Source organism: Mycobacterium colombiense (assembly GCF_001665835.1).
GTDB classification, from domain to species: domain Bacteria; phylum Actinomycetota; class Actinomycetes; order Mycobacteriales; family Mycobacteriaceae; genus Mycobacterium; species Mycobacterium colombiense_A.
The window spans coordinates 1-6,798 of sequence record NZ_LZSX01000095.1 but is presented as its reverse complement, the minus strand read 5'-3'; the positions used below and the strand labels follow the sequence as shown (position 1 = coordinate 6,798).

Genomic DNA, 6,798 nt, shown 5'->3' with positions numbered 1-6,798 from the left:
CCGGGGCGGTCCTCGCGGGCAACCACCACCGCCTGCTCCACCCCGGCCAATCCGGCCAGCGCCGCACGGATTTCACCTAACTCGATGCGATACCCGCGGACCTTGACCTGCTCATCGGCGCGGCCCAGGTACTGCAGCTGCCCATCGACGCCCCATCGCACCAAATCCCCGGTGCGATACATCCGCGCCCCCGGCTTCCCGAATGGGCAGGCCATAAACCGCGACCCGGTCAGCGCAGCTCGGCGCCAGTAGCCGACCCCGACCCCTTCACCGGCCAGATACAACTCGCCAACCACCCCGGCCGGCACCGGACGCAACCACTCGTCGAGCACAAAAAACGCCGCCCTCGTCACCGGCGAACCGATCGGCGGGAACCCCGATCCCGCTGTCAGCGGCGCACTCTTGCACGCCCACATCGTGGTTTCGGTCGGGCCGTAGACGTTGACCATCGCCCGCCCCGGCGCCCACCGATCCACCAACTCCGGCGGGCACGGCTCGGCGCCGATCACCAATGCCGCCGACTCCAGCCCCTCCGGCGAGAGCACGCTCACCGCAGACGGAGTCTGGCTCAGCACCGTTACGCCTTCACTGACGAGCAGTGCGTGAAACTCTTGCGGTGAACGAGACACCGACTCGGGCACCACCACCAGCCGCCCGCCGTGCAACAACGCGCCCCAGATCTCCCAGACCGAAAAGTCAAAGGCGTAGGAGTGGAACTGCGTCCAAACTTGTTCCGGCGTCAGCTCCACGCCAATCTGCAATGAGTCGAAGAGCTGGACGACATTGTGGTGCGTGACGGCCACGCCTTTGGGCACCCCGGTGGTGCCCGAGGTGTAAATGATGTGGGCCAGGTCGTCAGGGGCCGGTACCGAGACCGCTGTGCTGGGTTGCGCTTCCACGGCCTCGTCGTTGACATCGATGACCACCAGGTCAAACCCATCCAACCGCTCGGCCAGATCGGTGGTGCTGATTGCGGCCATCGGCGCAGCGTCGGTGAGCATGAACTCGATCCGGGCCGCCGGCAGCGCCGGGTCGATCGGCAGATAGGCCGCCCCGCTCTTCAGCACCGCCAAGATCGCCACGATCGCCTCGGCCGACCGCGAAAGCAGCAGTGCCACAGACGTATTCGGTCCAACGCCGTGACCGATCAGCAGGTGCGCCAACCGGTTGGCCGCGTCATCGAGCTCCCGATAGGTCAGTGATCGGCCCTCACATACCAGCGCCACCGCCTCCGGGGCGCGGGCCACCTGTGCGGCGAACAATGCCGGAATCGACACCGGCGTGCTCACCGGTTCGGTCAACACCGACCGATTACCCCACCTATCCAGTCGGGCAGGCTCACCGGCATCCAGCACGTCCATCGACGACAGCAACCGCGACGGGTCGGCGGTCATCGCCACCAATAGCCGCTCCAACCGCCGCGCTAAATCCGCGGGGTCGAAATCCGAAAACGGTTGCCCGGCACCCGCCGTGCTGAAAAGCTGCTCGTCACCGACCCCATAGAACAACAGCCCGAAGTGACCTATCGGGCCAAAAGTGGTATAGGTCGCCGTTGCCGGAACACCAGCGAGATCCAGGGTCAGTCTGGCCGGCACGAAATTCAGCACTACGCGATTTGCCGCCCGCCCGAGGCCGCGAACATCACCGTCGCCCTCGAGAAGGTGCACCGGAAATCGCTGATGTTTCAGCGCTTCTCGTACTCGCGTGTCTACGTGCTTGCAGAAATCGCCGACCAACGATTCCGGCGACGCCCTCAAGACCAGCGGTACCACCCCGGCGAGCATCCCGGGAAGCAGCTTTGAGGCCGGATGCATTCGCCTGCTGACCGGGAAGTTGAGCACCACCTCTGAAGCGTCAGCGTCGAACCCGCCCACCAACAGCGCGCAGGCCGCGGTGAGGACAGATGATCGACGGATACCCAACCTCTTGGCTAGTTCTTTGATTCGCCCGACGACGAACGGGTCCAATTGAACTGGGTCAGACGGCCAATACGAGTCCCGATCGCTCGCGTCCTGAGGCAACCGATAATCCGGTCCGGTTTTCTGGGGAAGGTTCTCGCTCCAGTAGGCCTGATCTTCCAGATAATCGGTGGACGCTTCGTACTCCGACTCGCTGCTGACCAGGTCCTGCAGCGAGCCAAAGAACGCAGGCGAAATGGGCGTGCCGGAAACAATTGCAGAGTAGATAGTTGCAATCCGACGGCCTACGAGGCCGATGCCGGTTCCGTCCACGATTATGTGGTGGCTGCAGACGAACCAGAAATATTCGTCGGGCCGCGTCTGGAATAGCGCGAAATTGAACAGCGGGCCGGCGAACGGCATCGGCGTGCGTTGGATCGAGGATGCCAGTTCATGGGCATCCTGCACGGCATGGTCCGAACCGGTCAGGTCATAGAAGGCCAGCTCGACCTCCGGGTAGTCCATCGCCCGCTGGAAAACTTGGCCATCCACCTCGAAGAAGGTGGCCCTGCATGCCTCGGCCTCTTGCACCGCTTGGCTGATCGCCCGCTGGAGGGCCTCACGGTCTACCGTGCCCTCGATTTTGACGAACAGGCCAAGCTGCCACTCCGTGCCGAGTTGACCCGTTTCCTGCGCAAGCCAAATGCCTAGCTGTCCGCGCGTCAACGGGTATGCGTGGGCGTCGGGATCCGTCAGCCGCCCACACGGTTCAACGATCAAAACCACGGCCCGCCAGCCTCTCGCGCAGACTCTTCGGACGGATGTCGGCCCAGTTCTGCTCGATGTACTCCAGGCACGCAGGGCGATCCGCTTCCCCGTAAACCATCTGCCAGCCGGCTGGAATCTCGGCGAACGCCGGCCACAGGCTGTGCTGCTCTTCGTCGTTGATCAAGACGAAGAAGCTGCCATTGTCATCGTCGAACGGGTTGGTACTCACCGGTCCTCCAAATTTCGCTCGGCATGGGTCGAACAGTTCGCTGCACTAGCTATTTCGACCAGTTGCTCTAGGGCTTGGCCCGGCAACGGTCCCGGCCCGTTGCATGATCCCGAGCGTTATGCGTTTCAAACCCGCTGTCTGGCTTATTAAGCCGGGTAGCGTAGTCACTACGCGCACATCGAGTGGTAGACGCAAACCAGCAGAATTGCTTGCGTAGTGACAGGCAAACGCTCACAAAGCTGCGCGTGCTGGTGCGGATTGCATTCTGCAACAGCGTGTTTCGTCGAGAGTGCCAGCTTTGGCCATTATGCAGGGACTCGGATCTCGGCCGCGACGACCATGAGGGCCGTTGCTGGACACCCCGTACGGCGGGCAGAACTCGTCATTTGCCCTGGGCCTGTTTCAGATTGGTAAGTGGATGAGCCGGTGGCGCCTTGTGTTTGACGCCGCGCATCGCGAAGACCCGGTAGACGTCCGACATCCTCGGGACTGCGACAAGCAGTCTCGTCGGCGGTAATTAGACACGTGGCCGACTGCGAGCTACAGCTCCCCGGCGTCGATGGCTTTCTTGACTTCCTGCGCGTGGGCCACCTGCGCGGCGGTGTACCCGATCAGCAGCGCCACCACGTTGAGCAGCACGACTACCCCGGCCAGCCACAGCATTCCGTAGGTGTAGCCGCGGTCCAGCGCATGCAACTGGGCGGCGTTCATGGACTTGACCGGACCGAGAGTGCCGCCCAGGGATAGTGTGCGCGAGGTGACGGCGGCCGAGACGATGACCAGAACCAGCGGTCCTCCCAAGGTCTGCAGCATCACTGAAATCGCCGATGTGGGCCCGATGCGGTCGAAGCCGACGCTGGCGATTACCGACAGCGTGAGCGGGACGAAGATCGCGCCGAGACCAGTAGCGCCAATGAGGAGCGGCAAAACAAGATTCGGGAAGTAGGGGATCCTGGCGTTGAGTGTCGCGCCGTACAGCGTCGCGACCAGAATCAGGCTGCCGCTGGCGATCACCACCACCCGCGGCGGGAACCACATCACCATCTTCGATGCCACACCCACCCCGATGGCCACACCGATGCCGAACGGGATGAAGGCGATGCCAGCGCGCAGCGGGCTGTAGCCCATGATGGTCTGCACGTACAGGCCGACTTGCACGGTCAGGGTGAAAAACACTCCACCGGCAAGGAACGTGGCCGCGAACGCAGCCAGCCGGTTGCGGTCGAAGAACAGGTTGAACGGCACGATGGGGTTCTCGGCGGTCCGCTCCACCACGATGAACGCCACGAAAGCGGCGAGACCCACCAAGCCTGAACCGATCGTGATGGCCGACCGCCACCCCGCCTCCGGGCCCATCGAGAGACCGAAGACGGCGGCGGTACAGGCCAACGTGGCCAGTACCGCCCCAGTGGCGTCGAGCTTCATCCGCTCCTTCTGCGTTTCCTGCCGCGTGATGACGGCCAGGTAGATCACCGCCAGCCCGATCGGTACGTTCACCAAAAACGCCAGCCGCCACGACACGTCTGTGAGTGCCCCGCCCACCACCAGGCCCAGCACCCCGCCGAGACCGGTCATCGCGCCGAGCACCGCCGTCGCCGCATTGCGTGTCGACCCCTTCGGAAACGTCGTCGCTATCAACGCCAAATTGGTCGGTGCGATGATCGCGGCGGCCGCGCCGTGCAGCAGCCGTGCCGATATCAGCGTGCTTCCGTCCCAGGCGATGCCGCACAACGTCGAGGCGAAAGTGAACAGCGCGACCCCGATGATGAATGCGCGCTTGCGGCCGACAGTGTCACCGAGGCGGCCACCCAGCAGCATCAGGCCGCCAAAGGTCAGCATGTAGGCGGTAATCACCCAGCTCCGCCCGGCATCCGACAGGCCCAGCTCGTTCTGGATCCTAGGAAGCGCGAAGATCGCGACGGGCCCGTCCATCGCCACCATCAGCTGCATGCCGCCGATCGCGACAATTACGGCGAACCGGCGAGACCGCAGGAATGCCGGAACGTATCTCTTCGTAGGGTGAAGCGTGGTCGGTTCGGTAGACATCTTCAAACCGCTACTTCGCCGCGGCGCCCTGATTGACGAGGGCCTCGAAACGCTTTTCCCAGCGAAGGTAGTTGCCGGCGAGGCCGGTGAGAGGCACGAAAGGCATCGCGATCACCGATGTGAACACCGTGTTCACCACATTCGCCGGGAAGCGCATCGGCCGCATGATGTCGACAAAAAGGATCACCCGTACCCCGTCGGTCCGGTTCCAAGCCTCGTGCTCGTAGGTGTCATCGAAGATCATCACCTTGCCCTCCTGCCAATTACGGGTCTGCGTCCCGACTCGGATGGCACACATCTCGGCCGGCTCGGGAATGAGCAGCGCGAGATGGAGGCGGAGCACGCCCTTCCAGGGACCACGATGTGGCGGCAGGTGCTTGCCGGGCGCGAGGATCGAAAAGAACGCGGTCTTCATGCCCGGTATCTGCTTGAGGAGCTTGGTTGTCTCCGGACAGCGGCGGCAATTCCCCCGCGCCTTGAGACCGTAGGCGTAGAAGAAGAACGTTTTCCAGCCGTCGTCTTGAGTGAGCGCCTTCTGGGCCGGCTGGAGCTCCTGAAAGGCGGGGATGTTCGCCGCATAGGGCAGAAGCGCATCGAGCTCGGCACGGACCTTGTGCCAATCAGCCTCGACCCCCTCGACCCACGGAAAGTCCTTGGGATCGAAAAACTCTTGGTCGCCGTACGTCGAGGCACGCCCAATGAAGTTTTCGAACCCGAAGAACATGTTTTGTATTAATTGGTAGAGCCAGATACGCGTTCGCAACAAGAATCCTTGCGGCGGCGTCTCGCTCTCCACCACGCGACCGAACAAATCCTTCTCGATTTTTTGCATGGAGCCTAGCCCCTCTCTGAGTGTGATATCGATCTTGCCCAAATTCGGGAAAGCACTTTCGCGGCAATCATTCTATGCACGCACCTTCGGTTTCTACTAGAACTTTGAGTCGTTGGCCATACAGGGTGAGCGATTCGGTGCTCATCATTTCTTGATGCATACATCCAATCGGGTAACTGTTAATGCTGCCAGTGACATAAGGCCGCCAATCTTGCATACTCTGATCGCCCTCATCCGCCACAGCAGAGAATATGTCTACGTCACCATCGAAGACGCCGGGTTCGTGGGCTCGCGCCAACCCGATATTCGTATCGTCGTTTCGAACAATCAGATCAAGCAGCGGCTTGTATCGAGGAAAATCGACAATCCCTCGTTCGCGAAGTAGTTCCTCTACCCGCTCATAGGTGAGCGGCGCATCCTGATCGGGAATGCCTACACGACAGAACCGTAAAACTTCTTCGAGTGCCTTCTCGACTAAAACAGCGCTATTCGGGACATCACTGCTTTCGTTGATGAGTAAAGCATCGAGAAGGATAAGGCGTGAGATTGAGAATCCGCGTCGCTGAAGCTCGATGGCAATTTCATGGGCGACGACGCCTCCAAAAGACCAGCCGAGGAGATTGTAGGGCCCGGTAGGATCAATCCCTTGGATCCGGTCGGCATAGGTTTTGGCCATATCGAGGATCGACGCAGGTTCGGCCTCGCCGTTTTGCAGGGTTTGTTGAATTCCAATGATCGGGCAGTCCAAAAAATTGCCCAGAGCGTGATACGGCCAGACCAGCCCACTCGCGGGATGAATGCAGAACAGCGGAACGCCGGCGCCCTGCTTGAGGAACTCAACGGGGACTACTTCCACCTCGCTGGCATCCTGGCCCAGCTGCTGGCTCAAGCTTCTCACCGACGGTGCCTGGAATAAGGTGCGCACCGCAAGGCTGGTATCCAAGGACTTGTTGATTGCGGCGATTACCCGCATTGCGGATAGTGAGTCTCCGCCCAGGTCGAAGAAGGAGTCGTCGACTCCGACC

Annotated in this window: 5 protein-coding genes; all 5 read right to left on the bottom strand. The window is 61.8% G+C overall.

The features are described 5' to 3' along the window. Window positions 1–2,684, bottom strand: a 2,684-nt coding sequence (locus A5760_RS23735) for a non-ribosomal peptide synthetase (RefSeq protein WP_231122727.1), incomplete at its 3' end; no start/stop codon positions are given. Beyond that, window positions 2,668–2,895, bottom strand: a complete 228-nt coding sequence (locus A5760_RS23730; RefSeq protein WP_064885382.1) for an MbtH family protein — start codon at window positions 2,893–2,895, stop codon at window positions 2,668–2,670. The genes A5760_RS23735 and A5760_RS23730, both read right to left, overlap by 17 nt. A gap of 540 nt (window positions 2,896–3,435) precedes the next feature. Next, a complete protein-coding gene (locus A5760_RS23725) occupies window positions 3,436–4,947 on the bottom strand; it encodes an MFS transporter (RefSeq protein WP_419538274.1) in 1,512 nt (503 codons plus the stop codon). Window positions 4,948–4,951: 4 nt separating this feature from the next. Then, window positions 4,952–5,815: an aspartyl/asparaginyl beta-hydroxylase domain-containing protein gene (locus tag A5760_RS23720; protein WP_196772190.1), complete on the bottom strand. Its 864-nt coding sequence runs from the start codon at window positions 5,813–5,815 to the stop codon at window positions 4,952–4,954. Between the two features lie 25 nt (window positions 5,816–5,840). Further along, on the bottom strand, window positions 5,841–6,798 hold a 958-nt coding region (locus A5760_RS23715), incomplete at its 5' end, for a thioesterase domain-containing protein (RefSeq protein ID WP_231122726.1).